This window comes from Geobacillus sp. YHL (assembly GCF_022341265.1).
GTDB lineage: Bacteria > Bacillota > Bacilli > Bacillales > Anoxybacillaceae > Geobacillus > Geobacillus thermoleovorans.
Genome location: NZ_JAEIGB010000003.1, coordinates 269,349 through 289,541, shown reverse-complemented (window position 1 = coordinate 289,541; position 20,193 = coordinate 269,349). Strand labels below are relative to the sequence as shown.

Genomic DNA, 20,193 nt, shown 5'->3' with positions numbered 1-20,193 from the left:
ACTTTCTTCTTTTGCCATTATCATATCATGAAAAAAAGCCCGCTGAAAACGGGCTGTTTGTGTTCCCAGACAGGACCATAAAAAAGCGAACAAGGGCGGTTGCTGTCCTCAGTGTCATTGCTGATGTGAGAATCAACTCGCGATGGCAAGGAAAGAGCAGCGCCAATGAAACATCTTTTAACCAATTCGAAATCTTTGATTGCTCATGATTTCATCAATCATCTCATCTATGTCATCCTTACGTTTCCCGCTAGTATCCAAAAGATGCTTTCGATCGAATCCTGATGCATGGAACTCATTCAGCAAAATGAGGCAGCGTTCCCCCATTTGTTGCTCGGGGGCCCTCATCTCATCCCTTTGCCTTAACGTTTTCCCATCTGCCCACAAAACAACATACATAACCGTTACGTTTAAATCCTTTACATTTTCATACAACCATATCGCTTCTTGGGGAAAGGCAATATAATCCACTACCACATCATTGCCGTATTTTACAAAATTTCTTGCAAGACTTAGAATATTATCCCAAATTAATGAAAGCTCTTCTTTACTTTCCCACGGTTTTTTCCGTCCATTGATATGCATATGGCTGATGTCATCGCCGGAAATATACGCACTACGCTCCAACTTGTTCGCCAATGCTGTTGAAATTGTTGATTTGCCAACCCCAGCGGGGCCTGATATGACATAGACTGTTCTTGTTTGATGATTTTTCATATGCATCCCTTTTTACCTGCTCAATATAGTTTTATTACCCGTGGTAATAAAAACGACAACATAAACCTGAATCCGTGATAAAGACGCGTTCAAAGCTGCCAAGAAAACTGGATCAATCAACAAAATATTGCACTCGGGGTTCTTCACCTAATAGGTGAACATTCGAAATGGAGTCGAAGTCTCGACACGATTGGGTTTCCCAGCATTTTTGATACACTTCTGTCACGGATTCAGGATAAACAAAAAATCCCTTGAAGCCTTCCAGCTCAAGGGATTTCGCTCGATGATTCCGACTGGGCTCGAACCAGCGACCTCCACCCTGTCAAGGTGGCGCTAGGCATTTTTCAGTTACGCCAGTCAAAACGTAAGTCATACGTTAGTCAAAAAGTCCGTCAACTCAACGTTTGTCAATCGTAAGTCAAACGCAAGTCTCATTTCTTATTTTTAATTATATCGTACAGCACCGCTAAACTGCAAGATGTTGGGGCGCAATACTGTTCCCTTTTTCTTTATTATTTTGTGTTTCGCTCCTAACTTCTGTACTGCCAACGTAGTGCTAGGCGCCATACTTACGTCAAGTGATTAGAAGCGTTATACTGAACACTCTAATGTAATTTTTAACGGCTAATTATTTGTCAATGTATAAAACAAACACAAACCACATTTTATATTTTAAATTTTTGGCTCCGTTAAATTTTATTGTTGATTTTTGACCGCTGCATGTCTTGCACTAACACCATCCGTTAGTTGAAGCATAACTAGGAAGGGTGAAAGAATTAATCCCAATGTGACCCGTAACTACGCTTGACCCAAAATGTCTCCAAAACACGGGAGCAGTAACTTCGATTTGACCGAACCTGTAAAATAAAATGAGCAAAACACGTTGAAATACAATAATAAAATAAGCTTTAATGTTCTCTTCTCCAAAGTACGGTGGTGTACCTCAAGTTTACCATATCAGAGGTACCTGAATACCTTAACAGTCTTAGTATCGGTGTTAAGAATAAAGTCGTGAGTTAACTCCATATTTTTATGCCATTGGGAAGGAATTTCAGATATTGCAAACTCGTATCCCGCCGGATCAATCCATCTAATAGTGTCTTCTGTAATCACTGGAACCACTCTCCAATCCTTTACTTTGGCCTTACTAAAGTCTCGAGTGAGTTCGACTTTGATTTCCTTCGGGTAAGATTCTGCCGATAAAGATATTTCATTGTCGACAAATTTGTCAGCCCATTCTTTGATGCGTCTCGGATTCAAAACCTCATCCACAGGCAGTCCCGTGCTGATTGCATAGTAATCTTGTGCCCTCGTTTCTGCAGCAGATCGAGTATGGTCAATACCGTGCGCCAACAACAAAGCTGCCACAGGGTCTAACGTCCCCCAAGTAATAAGTTCCTTCAGCCAAAACACGATCCACGGAAGTCCGGTTTTGGGCCAATCTTCAATGGTGATCTCTCGGAGAACACCCTCGTTGGCATCATCCCAAATTAATGCAATGACTGTTCCAAGTCCCCAGTTAAACAGGTACTCAAAGTTCTTCTTGATAAACTTGATCCATCCTGAAACTTGATTTTTCGTGGGTTTTTGAACGGATCCACTAGGGTTCAGCCACCACTTTAGGATCTCATCCCATTTCCTAAAGCTCTTTCCTGATCCATAACCATCAGAAACTTTGAATTTCTCGAGACTACTGATTTGATCTACCGTTTTTACAATGTACTTCAGCCGTTCTTCGGTAGACCACTCTGAATAATCCGTTCCGGTCAATAAGTGGTCCCTTATCCTACGGTATCCATCGAGCACCCTTTTACCGAATCGAGGCGAAACACTCGTTCGATAAAGATGTCGTCTTGTATCGTAATCGGGATATATGCTCTCACGAATAGCACTCCCCCGAGTCACAAACACATTTTCCCAAAACTCTTTGTTCTTCATCACATAATAGGCGTATGTTTTTCTCCATACGTCAATGAGGTGGTTTTCAAGATCGGATTTACTCATCTCCTCGTCGGACATAGCCTCTTGTTCAACAATGATTGAGAGTAGATATCCGTCCAAGGAATCGAGAGCTTCCTGTAAGTCCCGTTCGTCCCCTTCCACCGAATCTGTAAGTGGAGCCGTTTTTTCCAGCCACTCCATAAACTTTGCTTGTGATCTTGAACCAGAAATTTGGACCCATTTCTTTGCAATGTATGTCATCAGAGCTCCTAGTGGACTACTTTCTGTTGCACCGTCTTTAGGCAATTGTTCTTGTGTTATCCTGTCGATTATGGTTTTATAATTCTTTCTTGCCGTTTGACTACTGTAATCACTCGGACGAGATTCAAGAAAGACCAGTGTCCTACCCTCTGTTCCCCATCCAGGTCTACCTGCTCTCCCGACAAGATTCTTGAACTCCGAAACTGGAAGAGGCTCCTGATCTCGTACCAACGTTGGAATAATAACTATTTCGAAAGGCAGATTTACACCTTCAGAGAGTGTCGATGTTGCGAGCGCTATGTGGACGACTCGTTTCTGAAGTAATTCCACAAGTAGCCGAGCCATTATCCCAGGCATGTTTCCGTGATGCACCACTATCCCCTTTTTCAATAGCTGATATTCATAGGATTCCTTCCCAAAATAGTCTTCACAAGCATTCAAACACTTTTCAAACAACGCAAGACGTTCTGGATCAGATGGAGGTGTAAAAAATTTGGGAAGTTGCTGTTGAACTAATTTTTTGTTCAGAACCCATAGGAAATCTTTAGCATAACCACTGATGTTTTGGGTAACCGAAATCAAAACAGAATGTTGTTTTCCCTGTTCATCTGGCTGCGCCAATTGGAGAGCAGCCCAAAACAGATAGGGGCGTTGCCGCTTTCCGACTTTTTCATTCTTGTACTTCTTGGGTAGTGACTGATACGGAATTGGAAACGGTGTAAATGGTTTTTGGATATATGGAACATTATCTCTTCCACCATCACCACTGAATCCCAAGTAATGACCATTCAGGATATCATAAAAAATCTCATATTCACCGGACCGAGACCATTCAAGGCGCCCGATAAGTTGACGAGTACTCCTATAGGTCGATACAACAGGTGTCGCCGTTTCGCTTCCGGCCACCCAATGAGCAAGTGATTCATTTTCATCCGCTACCGCAGAAAGCGCGATAATTCGTTTTTGGCCTATATATTGTAACAAACGGTTAGCCAACATTTCGAGCCTTAGACTTCTGTCATCTGCATTAACAAGACCATCGTAGCCTTTCCCATTGAACTGAACAGAGTGGGCCTCATCGATGACCACGAGCGAAACACGATTTAGGAATAATGGCCCCAAGAATCTAATCAACGCTTCCGCCTTTTCGTAGGTACACACCAGAACGGTTGGATCGGTCGATGTGACCCATGCATCCATAGGTCCCCAATCAATACCACCATACAAACCTGTGACCTTAACAGAATAACTACCCAGTTTTCCCAAAACAGTCCCCAGTTTCGACTCCACCTCGGTGGCCAGCGACCGTGACGGGACCAAGTACATTGTAATTGGCCCTACACTAGAGAAGAGTTCCTCATCTTTAGTAGGGAACATGCTTTGTATGATGGCAAGTTCCGCAATCGTCGTTTTTCCGGAACCGGTTGGTGTACATAATGCGAATGACCCGTCCACTAACAGACGTTCAATTCCACGAACTTGTGAATACCATGCAAGCGATTTGCGACTCCTGTAATTACTCCGAAGATACCTCTCAAAGGCTCTCTTTCCATAATCGGACACTCCGTTCTGGAGCTTTTCCACATAAACTCTCATTGAACTGTTGACGTACTCCCGCACAACTTCAGAAACAACTTTCGACAGTAACCAGGAATAGCTATCTTTGCTATAAATCATAAGTTCGGACAAATATTGCAACTTCTGTTGCGCCTTTTCTAGGCGATCCGTATCACCCCATCGCATATACGCACACAAAATCCCGAGCGCCTTTATGATTTCATCGACGAAGCGCCCGTTAAAATCAGAAGTGTGGATCTGACGAAAATTCTTCCCCTTCCGATCACGGGCCACAACCAATTCTTTTCCCCAATAGTCGTTAATAAGGGTATGCAATTTCGGAAAATCGGCCATGAGTAACGAAGTCAGAATTTGAGAATCACCTGAATCCGGTGCTTCACTGTTCAATAGCCCCAGCGCAAGAGCGGGATAGCCAGCTAACTGGTACACACCCGCTGAGAGCAAGCGCAGTGGTAGTCGGTCGGTATTCAAATTAGGGTGGGACAGCCATTCTAACAGTTCTCCAGCACGTTTAAGGGCACTCCTCCAGTCCTCGCCTCCCATATCCCGCTCATAGAGCCCTACATCAATTAATGTGACCGCATCTGCCAGCCTTGCAGAGAAATCCTCACTTCTCCATCCCCTGAGACCGGGCTGGTTCATTCTCACTCGTGTATACTGACTATACAGTTTTGCGAAAGACGGAGGTAGTGTGTCTCCGGCCAACTCAGCCCGAATACTCTTAAACTGCTCCGACGTTAAATCAAAATAGTCCGCCACTGCTCAGTCGTCCTTCCCATACAAATCTTTGATAAGTTCTTCCACATCAGTCAATTGAATCTCGACAGCCTCCAGCTTTCGACCGCCAGTGTAATTCGAATGAGGCGCGTCAGGTGGAATCCAGCTTCTCTTTCGGACAGGAGATTGTCCGCAGACATAGCTTACACAATCGTATCGTTCGAATCTAACTCCAGACCGATATAGTTGGCGTAGAGCTGCAATCCATAATTGCGCAGTCGTGTTTTCTTTGTAATCTTGCAGAACTTCAATGATCCGTCTAACCTCAACTGGTATCAAATTTGTGCTGCTAATCTTGGTGTGTGCATCAGCAATCATACTCGGGTCGTGCTTTGCGGTGCATTTGGCCTCCAAAAAAAGAATCTTTGTAATCCTATCCTTATCTAATACAAAAGCGACACAATCATCACCTGTACGCCCCATTATTGCTTCCTTCATTTGCCCGGTCTGGCGATACATCTCGAGCTGGTCAAATGCGGTATCATGCCATCTAAAAGAAAATACTGGGACCTGCCAATTACTTTCACCAAACGGCGAAAAATTCTCTGCAATCACTCCAGAAAAGAACTCGCCGAAGTACCCTTTAAGGGTTGTCAAATCAAATACTTCAGGGTATCCGTCAGCAGGGTCAAAATCATCATCCCATTCCCCCAAAGGATCCAAATTATCCTGGAAAGCCTTCCGCAGTCTAAATCTTGCATCGTCATGTGCTGCCCTAATTACAGGTTTCAAGTCCTCGATAGCATTAGCTCTAAAAGATTTATTCTCTTGTATCAAATTATGCCGGTACAACTTGTCCGCAGACTCAGAAACATCAGTGCGTAACCATGAAGACAGTGATGAGATTTTTAGCCCTTTCAACATAATGCTTGTCCACTCACCGTTCATTAAGTATCCTATCAACCAAGTAATCACAAATTTTAACTTATAATATATAACCTTATTATACCATTTTAAATTAAATTGGATAAATGTGTCTGTAGTTTTATAAGACAATTCAAAATCGCTCCCCTTGCCAAATTACTGTCTAGGCGGCCTATACTACTACATTCTTATAAATATTGAAAACTAAGAAATAGTGGTTTGCGCGTTGACCCCCGCTCAAGCGATCGTTAAAATTTAGTTGAATCACGAAAGGGGAATATACGATGCCTAGCTTTCAATACGGTACAACAACGATAGAATATACATTGGAGTACGTTCCAAACAAAAATCATGTAACGATTTCTGTAGAGTGGCTTGATGGGGTCAAAGTGGTTGTTCCAGAGAATATGGAAAGTGATCAACTTAATTCGATATTATATAAAAAGGCTCCATGGATTCTAGAAAAGTGGTACAAGTTCAATGAAATAGCTGATCCACCAGCACCAAAAGAGTTTGTCAGCGGTGAAAAATTTCCTTATCTTGGTCGTAACTATCGCCTAAAGGTGCATAAAAGGGAGGACATAGAACTAGCTTCATTAACCTTTCAACAAGGAAGGTTTATTGCGAACGTTCCTAGTTATCTAACTGAATCAGATAGAAAAAGAGAGCTGTATCAATTATTTAAAGATTGGTATATCAGTCATGGGAAGCTGAAAGTAGATGAGCGCCTAAAAATTTACAGCTCCAGAATGTCTGTAGCACCTTCCAAAGTAGTTTTAAAAGAACAAAAGATGCGATGGGGGACTTGCACGAGTAGCGGAGCGATTTATTTAAACTGGAGGATTGTGATGGCACCTATACCAGTTATTGATTATTTACTTGTACACGAACTAGCGCATTTAAAATATCCAAACCATTCGAACGATTTTTGGCGTTTCGTCCATTCGATTCTTCCTGATTATGAACAACGCAAAGAATGGTTGCGAATAAACGGTCCGCTTTTAACGTTAGAATAGCGAAGCCTCCCGACATTAGGAGGCTTTCGTACGTTTATCGTTTGTAATGTACCATTGCTAACGACATAATCTGTTGCGTTATATTTTCTAACTGATTGTAAATTAGCACATTATTTCAGAATCCCTTTTTCAAATTATTTCAGGCGGATTCGGAAATAATGTGCAAAATTTTTGCGGATTGTTCCGGATTTTGCACATTCTTTCGGAACGTTTGCACGCTCTTTCAGATGAAGATTTCCAGCGCGCCTGATGGACCGATGGAAAAGAAAAAGCACAAAAGAGGCCGATTCGGCCCCTTTCATGCTAATACCCCATTTCCTCTGAGGCCATGCGCACCACTTCTTCGTCAATGGCGTCCTTTTTCAGCTGATACCCGTATAACAGGCACGTCGTGGCCAACGTGTTGATCACCCGAGGCCATCCCCGCGACTGCAGGGCAATCGCCTCTAACGCCGATGGGGTGAAGATCGGGTGCTTCGCCCCGGCCTGTTTCATCCGATGCTTGATGTAGCCCGCCACCTCTTCCTTCTCCAGCGGCCCCATCCGGTATCGCATGATGATCCGCTGGTCGAGAGGGCGGTGCTGATTGAGCCGCAGCTTCCCCTGTAAATGGGGCAGCCCGGCCAAAATCAAGACAAATGGGTTGGTCGAATCCATCTCAAAGTTGAACAAGATCGCGATGTCCTGTAAAAATGCATCCTTCGCTAAATGCATCTCGTCCAAAATGAACACCGGCGTGATCCGCCGTTCATGATACAATCGCTCGATCGCCTGCTGGATTTGGCGGAAGAGGTCTACCTTGCGGTACTTCGGTTCCTCTCCTAATCCCAAGGCCAAACCACGGTAAAAATCCATCACGCCTCCGGTGGATAACGGAAAGTAGACGACATGATACAATGATGGATTCAATGATTCTTTCAGCGCCCGAAGGGCGAACGTCTTGCCCGCCCCCGGCTCTCCGATCAACAGCCCGATCCCCCGGGTTCGTTTCACGTACTCCAGCGCCCGCAACGCTTCCTGAAACGGCGCCCCTTGATACGCCTCGGACGGGTCTGTTTCTTTCGCAAACGGCTCCCGCGAAAGGGAGTAAAACGATTTATACACCGTGTTCTCCCTCCTTCGCCGGAATCGCCGCAAACGGGGACCGATGGCGTTTTACATAGGCGTTGTCCTCCAAACGAACCCGAACGGCCTCCGCCACCTTCCTTCCATCTTCGTACACATAGACGCCCCGTTCGTCATAGCGGAGTTCAATCGATTGCCCAATGAACCGGGGCGGCACTTCATACAGCTGCTTGTTCAAGGTGATCGTTCCATCGGCTTTGACCTTGCGGTGCTCCCGCTTCAGAAAAATCGCATCCAGCCAATCGCTATCTTCGATGAACGACACGAGATGCACTTGCGATTGAAACACCTCATGCGGCGTTTTTCCGTCCAGCGAGGCGTGCGGTTTTCGATGATACTCCTCTTCAAGCCACCTCCAAAAGCGCTCGTTCAGCTCTTCGAGCGACTTCGGGGGATCCAACTCCAGCAGCGGATAAAACCGCGTCTGTACGGTGCGGAAGAACCGTTCGATTTTCCCTTTGCTTTGCGGGTCATACGGCTGGGTGTGGATGAGCGTAATTCCCATCTCGGCGCACGCATACTGCAGCACCTCGGATCGATAAATTTTCCCGTTGTCCGAGTAAATGCGCTTCGGCTTCCCGCAACGAAGCACCGCTTCCTTCGTGACGATCCGCAGCCCGTCAAACTTCTCCGAAGGGAAAAACTGCGCGTACGGCACAAACCGCGAGCAGTCATCGATATAGGCGATCAAAAACGTTTTCTGGGCTTTCCCATTGACTCGAATCGTTGGTCCATGGGATAAGTCCCCTTGCCAAAGCTCATTGATCTGGTCATACGCAAAGCGCTTTCGCTCCGGCATGGGCAAGATTTCTTTCCCGACAAGGTTGTGTTTTTTCAACAATCGGTATATAGTAAAGTAAGAGGTATGATTTTCTGGGATTTCCCCCTGCTCGATCAGGTGTTCGTAGAACACCGTCACGGGCATGGTGGGATGTTCTTTTCTTAGGGCTAAAATATGATCCTCATCATCGGGCGACAGACGCCTTGAGTGGCCGCGGTCCGAACGGCGCTTCGGCTTTAAGGCGTCAAAGCCCCCTTTTTTGTATCGGGTGCACCAATCGAGGATCGTCTTGGCTGCGATTCGTTTGTCGCCCTGGTGGGGAACATGGTGCACTCGCTCGCTCACCTCTTTCAGATACGCCTTCGGTTCCACCTGCCCATTCACCAACGGAGCGATTAGCCCGTACCGAAACAGGGCAATGTCGTGTCTCATCGACTCATCCATTCGAATCTCCTCCTTGTCTCACTTGGAATCAGGACCGTTCCGGTCCGTCTGCCCTTATCGTACCGGATCGCTTTTTCTCCGTCGATAGGAAAGGTTTGTGGGAACCTCAACCATTTCCAATTTAGGATATGTATGTAAAATCAGGATCCCATTTGATTCGCAAAAGGGTGTCGGAATCCGTCCTCCCACATGTCTCTGATGACCGAATAGAGACCGTGTTTCTCCAACGTCCGGATCCACCAGGAAGCCCGTTCCTTTTCTTTTTTCACGATAGGGCCTATGATCCTCCACCGCCTCGCAAAAAAGCTGTGAAGGCTTGATAGGTTTCGGCAGAACCGCCGGACATAAAAGATGATGCCGTCCTTTGTCGGGAGAAACGGAGCCCGGTTCGTCCCCTCGGTCAATCCCAACTGCTCTTTCACGACTTGCCATATGGCGGACAACGTATACTGAAAATACGGGAGGAGAAAGGAAGGCAGCACACTCACCGTCTTCAAGCATTCCCGACAGCGATACCGGACAATCCAAATACGATAATCACCATGTGGGGTCAATGCGTTTCGCTCATAGTAACCGTGGCGGTGTAACGGGCGCTTGGCCCGGCAATGCGGACACTGTGTCAGAAGAGGGAAGTCGTTTTCTTTTCCACGCTCTGCATACGTTTGGACGTCAATGCCAAAGTCATGAAATTGAATCACGTCCTCCTCCCCCTCCTCTGAATCGATGGATTTTCTCTTCCGAAATAATTCACAAAAAATTTAGCACATTCTTTCAGAAAAGGGGAGAGGGCTTTCTGAAGGAATGTGCAAAAAAATGGCTCTTTTGTTCCGAAATAAAGTGATAATTTACAAACAGCGTTTGGATCGTGGTCGGCCGTTTATCTTTCAGCTGATACCGCCGCTTGTCCCGCGCTTCCGCCAGTTGTTGATCAATCTCCTCCAAAAGGGCGGCCAACAAGACAGCGAACACCTTTTGAAGAGTTCTTACTATATAGATGCAATTTGAAGCTTTACCATTTGCAACTTTTACCCAGTATTTGATCGACTGTCGGGCGACCGAACAACGCCGCTTAAAGACCCATATATGGGTCTGTGAAGCAGGCGGTTGTTCGGTCCTCCGTCACGCCTTGGCGTGACAGAGAAGCCTGTGGCTTTCCTCCGACAGTCGAAAAGAGGCCAACCGCTTTTCCGTCAAGGATATGTTAAACTTCTTCGTTGCATCTATATAATTGCTCCTCCAACTCTTTTAATAGGGGCCATTATGTGGTAAGAAGTTTCATGGACTCCCTCCCTCCTGTTTTATGGATGTTGGTCATCACCATCATAGCAGGGAGAGAGTCCTTTTTACATGAGATTTGTTTTTGGATTGGTGGCCCCGACGAGCGTGGCGAACAAAAATTCGCTATGCTCGTCGGGGATCCTTCCTGAATTTCACCCACAAATATTTTACTCACACTTTGTGTTCGCATAGGCGGCGGGGCAATAAAAAAACACCTCGATCTCCATCGAGATCGAGGTGTTTTGTGATGACCTGTGAGGGACTTGAACCCCCGACCCCTTCCCTGTCAAGGAAGTGCTCTCCCACTGAGCTAACAGGTCATATCGCTTTCAAACACATTTTTTATTATATATATGCCTTCCTCGTTTGTCAAACACTTTTTTAAAAAAATTAGTGTTCATCATGAAAAAAGGGAAAGCCCGCGCCTCCCCCTTATCGAAACAACCCGCGCTCAAACGGCTCGAGCAAGAGCGGAATGTACTGGCGGCGGGCGGTTTCGTATTGTTCCATGATCCGGCGGCGGTGTTGTTCCGCGAGGGCGACGGTGTCGATCAAATCTGTTTCAAGCTGCGGGCTCGCGGTCGAGACGACATACCGGTCAAGGCCGAGCAAGGCGGCGAAGTCGAACACTTTAAACCGGTAGCCGAGCATGACGGCCGGGACGCCGGCGGCCAGGGACAACAAATTAGCGTGGAGTTTGAAGTTGACGGTGGCGGCAAGAGGCTGAAGCCGCTCGATGAACTGCCGTTCGTCATATAGTGCGCGGTCGAAGGTGACGCGCTCCGGGCAGTTAATTTTTTTGTACAGCCGCTCGCAGGCGGAGCGGTCGTTCGGCCAGACGATGTACAAGTGAATCCGGTAGCCGGAGGCGATCCACATTTTGGCAGCGCGGGCGAGGGTGTCTTCGACGAGTGTTTCGTGTTGGCCGAATAGGCGATTGTATGTCGTCCCCCAGTTGATGCCGATCGTTTTTTCTTTGTTTGGCGGTTCGGCTGAGGCGGGAGTCTGCAATAACAGCCCTGGATCGCCGATGACGCGGACGTTTGCAGGATAGGCGCCTAACGTTTTTAATACCGCTTCGCTGAGCGGGCCGCGAATGCCGGCAAAGGCGGCCGAGGCGAGGACGGTGCGGAACAGCTCGACGTCGTTGGCGGAAAAGTGGCGGTGAAGCGCTGGCTTAGCGCCTGCACACAAGGCGTCGGTTTCAGCTTCACCGATCCAGTCAATGCCGCTTCCCCATATCCATATTGGTTTTCCAGCTTCGTGCGCCTCTTGCAAAACGGCCATGTAGCCTGGAAGCAAGAGCGAACCGCCGCCGAGCACGACGGCGTCGTACGGGCTCGTATCTTTCCAGTTGACCTTGGGCGTCGATGGGATGATTTGAACGTCCGGGGCGTATTGGCGGGCATAGGAGGCAAAAAGATTCCATAACAGCTCGTCGCCTACGTTTTGAAAGCCGATCCAACCGATATACAACACCTTTTTCATCATGACGATTCCCCTTTCAACAAGGATGCATATACGCCAAGCACTTGGTCGACACACGTTTTGATATGAAACTGCTGTCTCACCCACTCCCGTCCGGCCGTGCCTAGTTGTTCGCGGTATGAGGGGGAGGCAAGCAGCCGTTTTAAGTCTTGGGAAAGAAGATAGCGGCTGCACCCTTGGCGCGAGCCGTGATCGCCAAAGTAACACTCCCATGCTTCGGCATAACCGCTTGGCTCGACAACGCCGAAGTAGCCGTGGTTGCCAGCGGCGAGCACCGGTTTGCCGCATGCCATCGCTTCTAGAGCGACACGGCCGGTGCCGACAACAACGTCAGCGAGTGAGTAATACACAGCCATATCGCTTTGTTCGCCAACGAGATGGAGAAACGACTCGCGGCACGTTTGGTGAATGAGGCGGACAAGGCTCTGCACGTCAGAAAAGCGCGGGCCGTCTCCGACAACGACGGCGTGCAAGTTCGGAAACAGCCGTTTGACATCTTTGCACGCTTTTAAAAACATAAAACAAATGCCAGCTTTCGCCCAGGCGAGGCGGCTGCTATAGACGATGACCAAGGCGTCGTCCGGGATGCCAAGCGTCTGCCGCCCTCCGCGGCCGAGCGGGGCAAACTCGTTCGTGTCAATGCCGTTCGGGATGAGAACCCGTTTGGAAATGAGCGGGACAATATGCCGCTCGACGGGCGGACTGACAGCAATCGCAGCAGAAGCAAGACGGAGCATCTCTTCAAGCTCGGCTGGCGGATAGTACGTGCCATGGGCGGTAAAGACGACCGGGATGCCGCGGCGGCGCGCAGCGGTGGCAGCGAGGATGCCGGATGGCGTCTGGTGGGCATGAACGATCGAGATGTTTTCCTTCTTCATCACCGCCTCAAGCTGCTGAATGAGCTGTTCTTTCCGTTGTTCGTCTATCTCGATCGCTGTTGGAAAATCGATGAAATAAATTGAACAGCCGGCTTCCCTAAAACGATCGGCCAGTGACCCGCCGCGGGCGGCGACGGCCACATGAACGCCGCGGGCGGCCATTTCTTTCGCTAGGCTGAAGGCGTGCGTTTCCGTTCCTCCAAAGTCAAGGCCATCTAGCACCATGAATACGCGCATGATCAGCTCCCTCCTTTCTTATAAAACTGGCGCGAGCGCTGTTGCGGATGGCTGCGGTAGTAGTACAAAATGTCAGGCAAATTTTCCACTTCCAGCTTGGCGTTTAAACATTTGACAATAAACTCATAATCTTCGGCGCCGCGAATCCGCCTTGTCGGCCCGCCGAGTTGGTCAAACACGGCGCCGCGGAACATGATCGTGCCGTGGCAAATGCAATGTTTCCCTTCCGCATAGACGCGGCGGATGTCGCGCCCGTAAGCGAGCCAGTTGGCGGGCGTCTTTCGGTCGAAGTGTCCGTCGGGAAAGGCGGCGTAATTCGTGCCGATTAAAGCGATGTGCGGGTGCTCGTTCAAAAATTTCCATTGTTTTTCGAACCGCTCCGGATGGGAAATATCGTCGGCGTCATGGACAGCGATGTACTCACCTTTGCTTAAAAAGTAGCCGACATTGAGCGCCCCGGCAAAACCGACGTTGCGCGGGAGTTTGATATAGACGACCGGGAAGAACGGGGAATGGTCGTTCATCCACCGCTTCACGACTTCTTCGCTCCCATCGTCCGATCCGTCATCGACAATAATCGCTTCAAACTGGCGATATGTTTGATTGAACAGCCCATTTAGGCAGTCCTCAATATAACGGGATGCGTTATAACACGGAATGACGACGCTGATGAAGTCTTTTTTTCGCTCTGGCACCATCATCATTCACCTCATCCACTATATATCCATTTTTTCTCTTAACGGTGAGAGGCAATCGTTGATTTTTTAGGAAAACAGTAGAATTGTCCTATCATTTACCTGTCATTCCCCCGACAAAGTTCAACCGTTTTCCCCATGCCCGTGGCTAAAAAAATCGTTCTTTCTTCCTCGGATACGCACCCGTGTCGAATGAAAGAGCGGTGCATAACGTAGTTAACGAATGGAAGAAAAGGAAGGAGGAAGAGGCGTTGGGACATAAACATTTGCGCGAAGCAGTGAAAGAGCTGAAAAAGATCCGCAAATGGCTTGAAAAACTAGATTTGGATGATTCGGCCGTCGAACAAATTGTCTCTCTATTAGAAGCCATCGCCGATCACGGGGAAGATGCCGAACGAATTTTGCGCCGCATTCTTGATGAGGAGCAAGAACAGCGGGACATTTTGGAGGACGAGCGCGAACTGTTGCAAGCCATTTTGACCGAGTTGCGCACAGGGGCGCCACCCGCGGAAGATATTGGCGACGAGCTCGAGGACTTGATTGGGGAGAGAGTAGAAATTACGGTCAATTTCGGCCCGGTGAGCGGCACAGTCATCGCCGTCCGAAACGATTATGCCGTGCTTGAGGATGCGCTCGGGCGTTTCGTTTACATTCCGTTTGCCAGCATTCAAGCCATCACCCGTTTAGAAGGCTGATGAAAAACAATGGATTCGCTCGATTTATGAGAAATCACAAGGAATGAAGTGATGGTGTTGCAAGGTTTTTCAATTTGAGAAACACTGTTGGAGAGCAGTATTTCCCCTTAAATCACCGGCCTTTTAGACTGAAAGGAGGGAGGAGACAATGGACTTTGCGACCACATTCGAAGAGCAGCTCCGCCGCCTCATCGGGGAAACGATCCAAGTCGCGACGGACAACAACTTAATAGAGGGACGACTCACCGATGTCGAGGACGGAACGATCGAGCTTAGGGCGGAAGCGGGCGGATACGAGCGGGAAACGCGCACGGTGCTCATTCCGCTGACAGCCGTCAACTTTGTTCGGGAAGTGTAACGAAAAAAACAAAGGTATGCATCCGCCGAAACGATGCATACCTTTGTCGTTACCGCGTCGGAACGACCGATGGATGCTCATTGACAAACGACAGCGCCTGCTCAAAATCGGCGATCAAATCGTTGACATCCTCCAGTCCGACGCTCAGCCGCAACAAGCCGTCGGTAATGCCGCGCCGGAGCCTCTCTTCTTTTGGCATCGCCGCATGCGACATTTTCGCCGGGTGCGATAAAATTGACTCGACCGCGCCAAGGCTGACGGCGAACACGGGCAGGCGGACGTTGCGGACGAACGTCCGGGCCGCTTCTTCATCGGCTAAACGGAACGACAGCACAGCGCCAAACCCGGCCGCCTGATGGCGCTGGATGTCATGGCCTGGGTGATTCTCCAGCCCCGGATAATACACTTCTTCGACCTTTGGATGACAAGCCAAATACTTGGCGATGGCGGCCGCTGATTCAGACGACTGCTTCAGCCGAACGTGGAGCGTTTTTAATCCGCGCAGCACAAGCCACGCATCTTGGACGCCAAGGACGGCGCCAAACGCGTTTTGCAGTTTGTACAATTCTTTTCCCAATTCCTCGTCTTTCACGACCGCCAGCCCGGCGACGACGTCGCTATGGCCGGCTAAAAATTTCGTGGCGCTGTGAAGGACGACATCGACTCCAAGATCAAGCGGCCGCTGCAACGCCGGCGTCATGAACGTATTATCCAAGAATGTCAAACAGCCATGCGCCTTCGCCAACTTGACGACGCCTTGAATATCGGTCACTTTTAACAATGGATTGGACGGCGTTTCCATATAAATGACTTTCGTGTTCGGCCGGATGTTTTCCGCCACTGCGTTTAAATCGGTCATATCGACAAACGTATATTCAATGCCAAAGCGGCCGAGCACCTCCGTAATCATCCGGTACGTGCCGCCGTAGACGTCTTCGGTCACGAGCACGTGGTCGCCTTTTGAGAGAAGCAAAAACGCCGTTGAAATAGCCGCCATGCCAGAGGCGAACGCAAACCCGCGCGTTCCGCCTTCTAACGCCGCGATCGTTTCCTCAAGCGCCTCGCGCGTCGGGTTGCCGGAGCGGCTGTAGTCGTATTTGCCGAATGAATCGAAATCGAACTGATGGAACGTGGAGGCGTGCTGGATCGGCACGCTCACCGCCCCGGTTGCGCGGTCGACTTTCCATTCGTTATGGAGCAGTTTCGTCGAAAACGACCATTCCTGTTCCATCGCTTACACCTCTTTCATGTTTTTCAATGCCTGCGCCAAGTCGGCGATCAAATCGTCAGCGTGCTCAATGCCGACCGAGAAACGGAGCAGCCGGTTGCAAATACCGTTTTGGATGCGGATTTCCTCAGGAATGTCCGCATGCGTCTGCGTCGCTGGGTACGTAATAAAGCTTTCGACTCCGCCCAGGCTTTCCGCGAACGTAATGAGGCTCAAGCTTTTTAAAAACCCGTTCACCCACTTTTCATCGGCAATCCGGAACGACAGCATCCCGCCTCTTCCTGGATATAAGACGTCTGTAACATCTTCATGTTCGCGCAAAAAGGCGCTGATGCGCTTGGCGTTTTCTTCATGCTGGCGCATCCTTAGCGCCAGCGTTTTCATCCCGCGAATCAACAGCCACGAATCAAACGGCGACAAAACCGCGCCGATGGCGTTCTGATACTCGGCCAGGCGTTGACAGAGCTCCTCGCCCTTGGCGACGACAAGGCCGGCCAGCACATCGTTATGGCCGCCTAAATATTTCGTCGCGCTGTGGATGACAATATCCGCTCCTTGTTCGATTGGGCGTTGGAGCACCGGCGTGTAAAACGTGTTATCGACGATCAGCAGCAGCCCATGCCGTTTGGCGAGCTTGGCGACCGCCGAAATATCCGCCTCCTGCATCAATGGGTTCGTCGGCGTTTCCAAAAAGATGGCTTTCGTTTTTTCCGTTATGGTTTCTTCCACTGCATCGAGGTCAGCAAAGTCAACGTAATGAAACCCAAGACCGTACTTGCGCCAGCCGCGCTCAAACAGGCGGTACGTGCCGCCGTAAAGGTCGGCCGATACGAGAAACTCATCTCCGCTCTCAAACAAGGCGAGCACCGTCTGAATGGCGGCCATGCCGGAGCTGAACGCATAGCCTTGGTCGCCGCCTTCCAGTCTCGCGATTGCTTCTTCGACGATTTTGCGCGTCGGGTTGCCGGTGCGGATGTAGTCAAACCCAGTCGACTCTCCGATGCCGGCATGGCGGTAGGCGGTGGAAAAATAAACCGGCGGGTTGACCGTCCCCGTCACCGTTTCGCTCCGGTTGCCAATTTGCGCTAACAACGTCTCCAGTTTCTCCATCTCATCTCTCTCCTTCTGCTGAAAATTCCATCATGGATCAACGGCCGACCACTTAATGCCCAACGAAGCACCACTGTCCGTTGGGCAGCGGCCAAGCGCCTTCGTCCGAAACCGCCTCGCGGTTGATGGAAGCGGCCGCTTGAATAAATAAAAAAAGTCTTCTAAGAAGAAGACTTTTCCATACACATGGGGTCATGCTTCTTCTTATCTGCCGAATTGAATGCTCAATTCGCTGGATTTAGCACCTGGCCGTCGGGCGGCTGGTTGCTGAAGCTTCATTGGGCCAGTTCCCTCCGCTTCTCTTGATAAGAATGGGACGCGTATTCAATTTTTTTAAATTTAATAAAAATGTAACGCATTCCCCACGTTTTTGCAAGCCATTTTTTTGTCAGCGGTGCGATTCGGCAAATTCGCGAAAAATTCGAGCCCTTCATTAACATCTTTGGGCGCAAATATGTTACAATAACAGATGAACTTACGCTTTCATGGAGGATGGTCATGGCGACAGCAACAGGAACGATGCGCGACTGCAAGTTGTACAGCGGAGAGCTGCAAGAAGAAATCGAACTGCTCATCTACTTGCCAAGCAATTTTTCGCCGCTTTACAAATATTCTTTATTAATCGCGCAAGACGGCAAAGATTATTTTATGTATGGAAAAATGAAAACCGTCATCGAAACGCTGATGGAAGAAGGAACAATCGACCGGACGATCGTCGTCGGCATCCCGTATCGGAACGTCAACGACCGCTACGAGAAATACCACCCGGAAGGACGAAAGCACGAAGCATACCTTCGTTTTTTAGCCCATGAGCTCGTCCCGTTTTTGGACCGCGAACTGCCGACATACCAAATGGGCAAAGGCCGGGCGCTGATCGGCGATTCGCTCGGCGGAACGGTGTCGCTTCTAGCCGGGTTGTTGTATCCGCATACATTTGGGAAAATCGCCATGCAGTCCCCCTATATCGATGACTCGGTATTGGCGCGCATCCGCTCATTCCGCGATCCATCGCTCCTTTCGCTTTACCATTCTGTTGGCACAGAGGAAACAGCGGTGAAAACGACGGATGGCCATGTGCGCGATTTTATCACCCCGAATCGAATGGCGCGGGACTTGTTTATGGAAAAACGGTTTGCTTATACGTACCATGAGTTCGAAGGCGGCCATGCGTGGACGTATTGGCAGCCGGATGTACCCCGGGCCGTAGCCGCTGTTTTATCATTATAGGACAAAACGGAGCAACTTCAAAGATGTCGAAGCCGCCGCATCCATTCCGTGCGTTTCCTGTGCATGGAAAAAGAACTGGTTCAAGGAGGGAAAACAAAATGAAGTACGGCATTGTGATCTTTCCGCCAAAACGGATTCAGGACTTCGCCAACTCGTACCGGAAACGGTACGACAGCCATTACGCCCTCATCCCGCCGCATATTACGCTGAAATACCCATTTGAAGCGGATGAGGAGCAAATAAAAAAAATGGCGAAAGAGTTGCGCCGCATTGCGGCGGAAACACCTCCCATTCCGATCAAAGTGACGAAATTCAGCTCGTTTTACCCGACAAGCAACATCATTTATTTGAAGGTGGAACCAAACGACGTGCTCGAGCGCCTTCATGAACAACTGCACAGCGGCTTGTTCGCCGGAAAGCCGGAGTTTGTGTTCGTGCCTCACATTACGATCGGCCGCGATTTGCCGGGCGCAGAATATGCGGACGTCTACAGCCAGCTGAAGCTGCAAGATGTGCACTTCGAGGAGACCGTCGACCGCTTCCATCTTCTCTATCAGCTGGAAAACGGCTCGTGGACCGTCTATGAAACGTTTATCGTCGGAGGAAAGGAAACGGTCTGAGATGAACATTGCGATTGGCACAACGCAAGATCGCGCTTTGTACGAAGACGCCTTGCGCGTCCGCCGGCTCGTATTCATTGAGGAGCAAAACGTGCCGGAAGACGAGGAAATCGACGCATTCGAGGACGACTCGTTCCACCTCGTCCTGTATGATGGCCAAACACCGGTCGGTGCTGGGCGACTCCGTTTCATTGACGAAGGCGTCGGCAAAATCGAGCGCATTTGCGTCCTGCCGTCCTACCGCGGCCGCGGCGCCGGACGGATGGTGATGGAAGCGATCGAACAGCTGGCGAAAACAAAAGGGGCGAAAACGGCGAAACTGAACGCCCAGACGCACGCGGAACCGTTTTACAAAAAGCTCGGCTACACGACCGTCTCCGGTGTCTTTATGGACGCTGGCATCCCACATGTGACAATGGTGAAATCGCTCGAATAACCAGCTGATTGAGCGTCCTTCGCCTACATGGCATCAAGTGCTAGGGGATCTGTAGAAACCTTTTCTTTTGCTTAGGCAGAGAGGGCAAAAAAGGGAGCTGTGCACACGCAAGCTCCCTTTCGCTTATTTTTTGTTGTTCAGCATATTGGCAATCGTATTGAAATCAATTTGCTTGCCGTTATGGACGATGGCCTTGACGATTTGGTCTTCGAGCTCCTTTGGCACTTTTCGATTAGCGATTTGCGCCACCCGTTTCACGACTTGGCGCACCGTTTTTTCGTCGCTGAAATTGGCGTTTTGCAGCGAGTTGGCGAGCTCAAAAACGTCTTTCATATTGACACCTGTTTTCTTTTCGATGTTTTTAAAAAATTGCTGATCCATCGTTCCGCCTCCTTCTCCCTGCTATATCGTATGATGCTCCCGCCTCGGCGTGCATCAA

18 protein-coding genes, 1 tRNA gene, 1 pseudogene and 1 riboswitch are annotated in these 20,193 nt (G+C 49.1%); of the genes and pseudogenes, 6 read left to right on the top strand and 14 right to left on the bottom strand.

Annotated elements, in window-relative coordinates; all coding sequences use genetic code 11:
* Positions 1–177: 177 nt before the first annotated feature.
* From JCR24_RS05885 to JCR24_RS05875, 3 genes are all read right to left on the bottom strand, one after another.
* Positions 178–723, bottom strand: coding sequence for a P-loop nucleotide/nucleoside kinase family protein (locus JCR24_RS05885; protein ID WP_014195200.1), 546 nt, complete (start codon positions 721–723; stop codon positions 178–180).
* A gap of 951 nt (positions 724–1,674) precedes the next feature.
* Positions 1,675–5,256, bottom strand: a complete 3,582-nt coding sequence (locus JCR24_RS05880) for a DEAD/DEAH box helicase (RefSeq protein ID WP_033026635.1) — start codon at positions 5,254–5,256, stop codon at positions 1,675–1,677.
* A 3-nt stretch (positions 5,257–5,259) separates the two neighbouring features.
* Positions 5,260–6,162, bottom strand: coding sequence for a hypothetical protein (locus tag JCR24_RS05875; protein WP_238980262.1), 903 nt, complete (start codon positions 6,160–6,162; stop codon positions 5,260–5,262).
* Between the two features lie 260 nt (positions 6,163–6,422).
* On the opposite strand from JCR24_RS05875, the gene JCR24_RS05870 reads away from it, so the two are divergent.
* Complete coding sequence (locus JCR24_RS05870; RefSeq protein WP_094239757.1) at positions 6,423–7,154, top strand: M48 family metallopeptidase; 732 nt, start codon at positions 6,423–6,425, stop codon at positions 7,152–7,154.
* Between the two features lie 303 nt (positions 7,155–7,457).
* Here JCR24_RS05870 and JCR24_RS05865 read toward each other — a convergent pair whose 3' ends face one another.
* The 8 genes and pseudogenes from JCR24_RS05865 to JCR24_RS05830 form a co-directional block, all read right to left on the bottom strand.
* Positions 7,458–8,258, bottom strand: coding sequence for an ExeA family protein (locus JCR24_RS05865; protein ID WP_238980261.1), 801 nt, complete (start codon positions 8,256–8,258; stop codon positions 7,458–7,460).
* On the bottom strand, positions 8,251–9,504 hold the full coding sequence (locus JCR24_RS05860) for an IS481 family transposase (protein WP_238980260.1): 1,254 nt from the start codon (positions 9,502–9,504) through the stop codon (positions 8,251–8,253). Before JCR24_RS05860 ends, JCR24_RS05865 begins: the two co-directional genes overlap by 8 nt.
* A 140-nt stretch (positions 9,505–9,644) precedes the next feature.
* Positions 9,645–10,202 carry a DUF6431 domain-containing protein gene (locus JCR24_RS05855; RefSeq protein WP_238980259.1) on the bottom strand — a complete coding sequence of 186 codons (558 nt, stop codon included), beginning with the start codon at positions 10,200–10,202 and terminating at the stop codon, positions 9,645–9,647.
* Between the two features lie 109 nt (positions 10,203–10,311).
* Positions 10,312–10,545: pseudogene (locus JCR24_RS05850) on the bottom strand (UPF0236 family transposase-like protein); the annotation flags it as partial.
* Between the two features lie 485 nt (positions 10,546–11,030).
* Positions 11,031–11,102, bottom strand: a tRNA-Val gene (locus JCR24_RS05845).
* A gap of 112 nt (positions 11,103–11,214) precedes the next feature.
* A complete protein-coding gene (locus JCR24_RS05840) occupies positions 11,215–12,273 on the bottom strand; it encodes a polysaccharide pyruvyl transferase family protein (RefSeq protein ID WP_011230373.1) in 1,059 nt (352 codons plus the stop codon).
* On the bottom strand, positions 12,270–13,385 hold the full coding sequence (locus JCR24_RS05835; RefSeq protein WP_021321893.1) for a glycosyltransferase family 4 protein: 1,116 nt from the start codon (positions 13,383–13,385) through the stop codon (positions 12,270–12,272). Before JCR24_RS05835 ends, JCR24_RS05840 begins: the two co-directional genes overlap by 4 nt.
* A 2-nt stretch (positions 13,386–13,387) precedes the next feature.
* On the bottom strand, positions 13,388–14,083 hold the full coding sequence (locus JCR24_RS05830) for a glycosyltransferase family 2 protein (RefSeq protein WP_021321892.1): 696 nt from the start codon (positions 14,081–14,083) through the stop codon (positions 13,388–13,390).
* A gap of 248 nt (positions 14,084–14,331) precedes the next feature.
* Between JCR24_RS05830 and JCR24_RS05825 the strand changes: the two genes are divergently transcribed.
* A complete protein-coding gene (locus JCR24_RS05825; protein WP_011230370.1) occupies positions 14,332–14,775 on the top strand; it encodes a hypothetical protein in 444 nt (147 codons plus the stop codon).
* Positions 14,776–14,923: 148 nt separating this feature from the next.
* A complete protein-coding gene (locus JCR24_RS05820; protein WP_011230369.1) occupies positions 14,924–15,133 on the top strand; it encodes an LSm family protein in 210 nt (69 codons plus the stop codon).
* A gap of 49 nt (positions 15,134–15,182) precedes the next feature.
* On the opposite strand, the gene metC is transcribed toward JCR24_RS05820, so the two are convergent.
* Positions 15,183–16,364 (bottom strand): cystathionine beta-lyase, encoded by a 1,182-nt coding sequence (metC, locus tag JCR24_RS05815; RefSeq protein ID WP_238980258.1) that lies wholly within the window; start codon positions 16,362–16,364, stop codon positions 15,183–15,185.
* A gap of 3 nt (positions 16,365–16,367) precedes the next feature.
* Positions 16,368–17,471: a methionine biosynthesis PLP-dependent protein gene (locus JCR24_RS05810; RefSeq protein WP_238980257.1), complete on the bottom strand. Its 1,104-nt coding sequence runs from the start codon at positions 17,469–17,471 to the stop codon at positions 16,368–16,370.
* Between the two features lie 201 nt (positions 17,472–17,672).
* Positions 17,673–17,783: riboswitch (SAM riboswitch) on the bottom strand.
* 186 nt (positions 17,784–17,969) lie between these two features.
* On the opposite strand from JCR24_RS05810, the gene JCR24_RS05805 reads away from it, so the two are divergent.
* The 3 genes from JCR24_RS05805 to JCR24_RS05795 all read left to right on the top strand — a co-directional run bounded on the left by JCR24_RS05805 (position 17,970) and on the right by JCR24_RS05795 (position 19,754).
* Complete coding sequence (locus JCR24_RS05805) at positions 17,970–18,698, top strand: alpha/beta hydrolase (protein WP_011230366.1); 729 nt, start codon at positions 17,970–17,972, stop codon at positions 18,696–18,698.
* Between the two features lie 98 nt (positions 18,699–18,796).
* Positions 18,797–19,318 carry a YjcG family protein gene (locus tag JCR24_RS05800; protein WP_011230365.1) on the top strand — a complete coding sequence of 174 codons (522 nt, stop codon included), beginning with the start codon at positions 18,797–18,799 and terminating at the stop codon, positions 19,316–19,318.
* 1 nt (position 19,319) lies between these two features.
* Complete coding sequence (locus JCR24_RS05795; RefSeq protein ID WP_013146036.1) at positions 19,320–19,754, top strand: GNAT family N-acetyltransferase; 435 nt, start codon at positions 19,320–19,322, stop codon at positions 19,752–19,754.
* 123 nt (positions 19,755–19,877) lie between these two features.
* On the opposite strand, the gene spoVIF is transcribed toward JCR24_RS05795, so the two are convergent.
* Positions 19,878–20,135 (bottom strand): sporulation-specific transcription regulator SpoVIF, encoded by a 258-nt coding sequence (gene spoVIF, locus JCR24_RS05790; RefSeq protein WP_011230363.1) that lies wholly within the window; start codon positions 20,133–20,135, stop codon positions 19,878–19,880.
* Positions 20,136–20,193 lie beyond the last annotated feature (58 nt).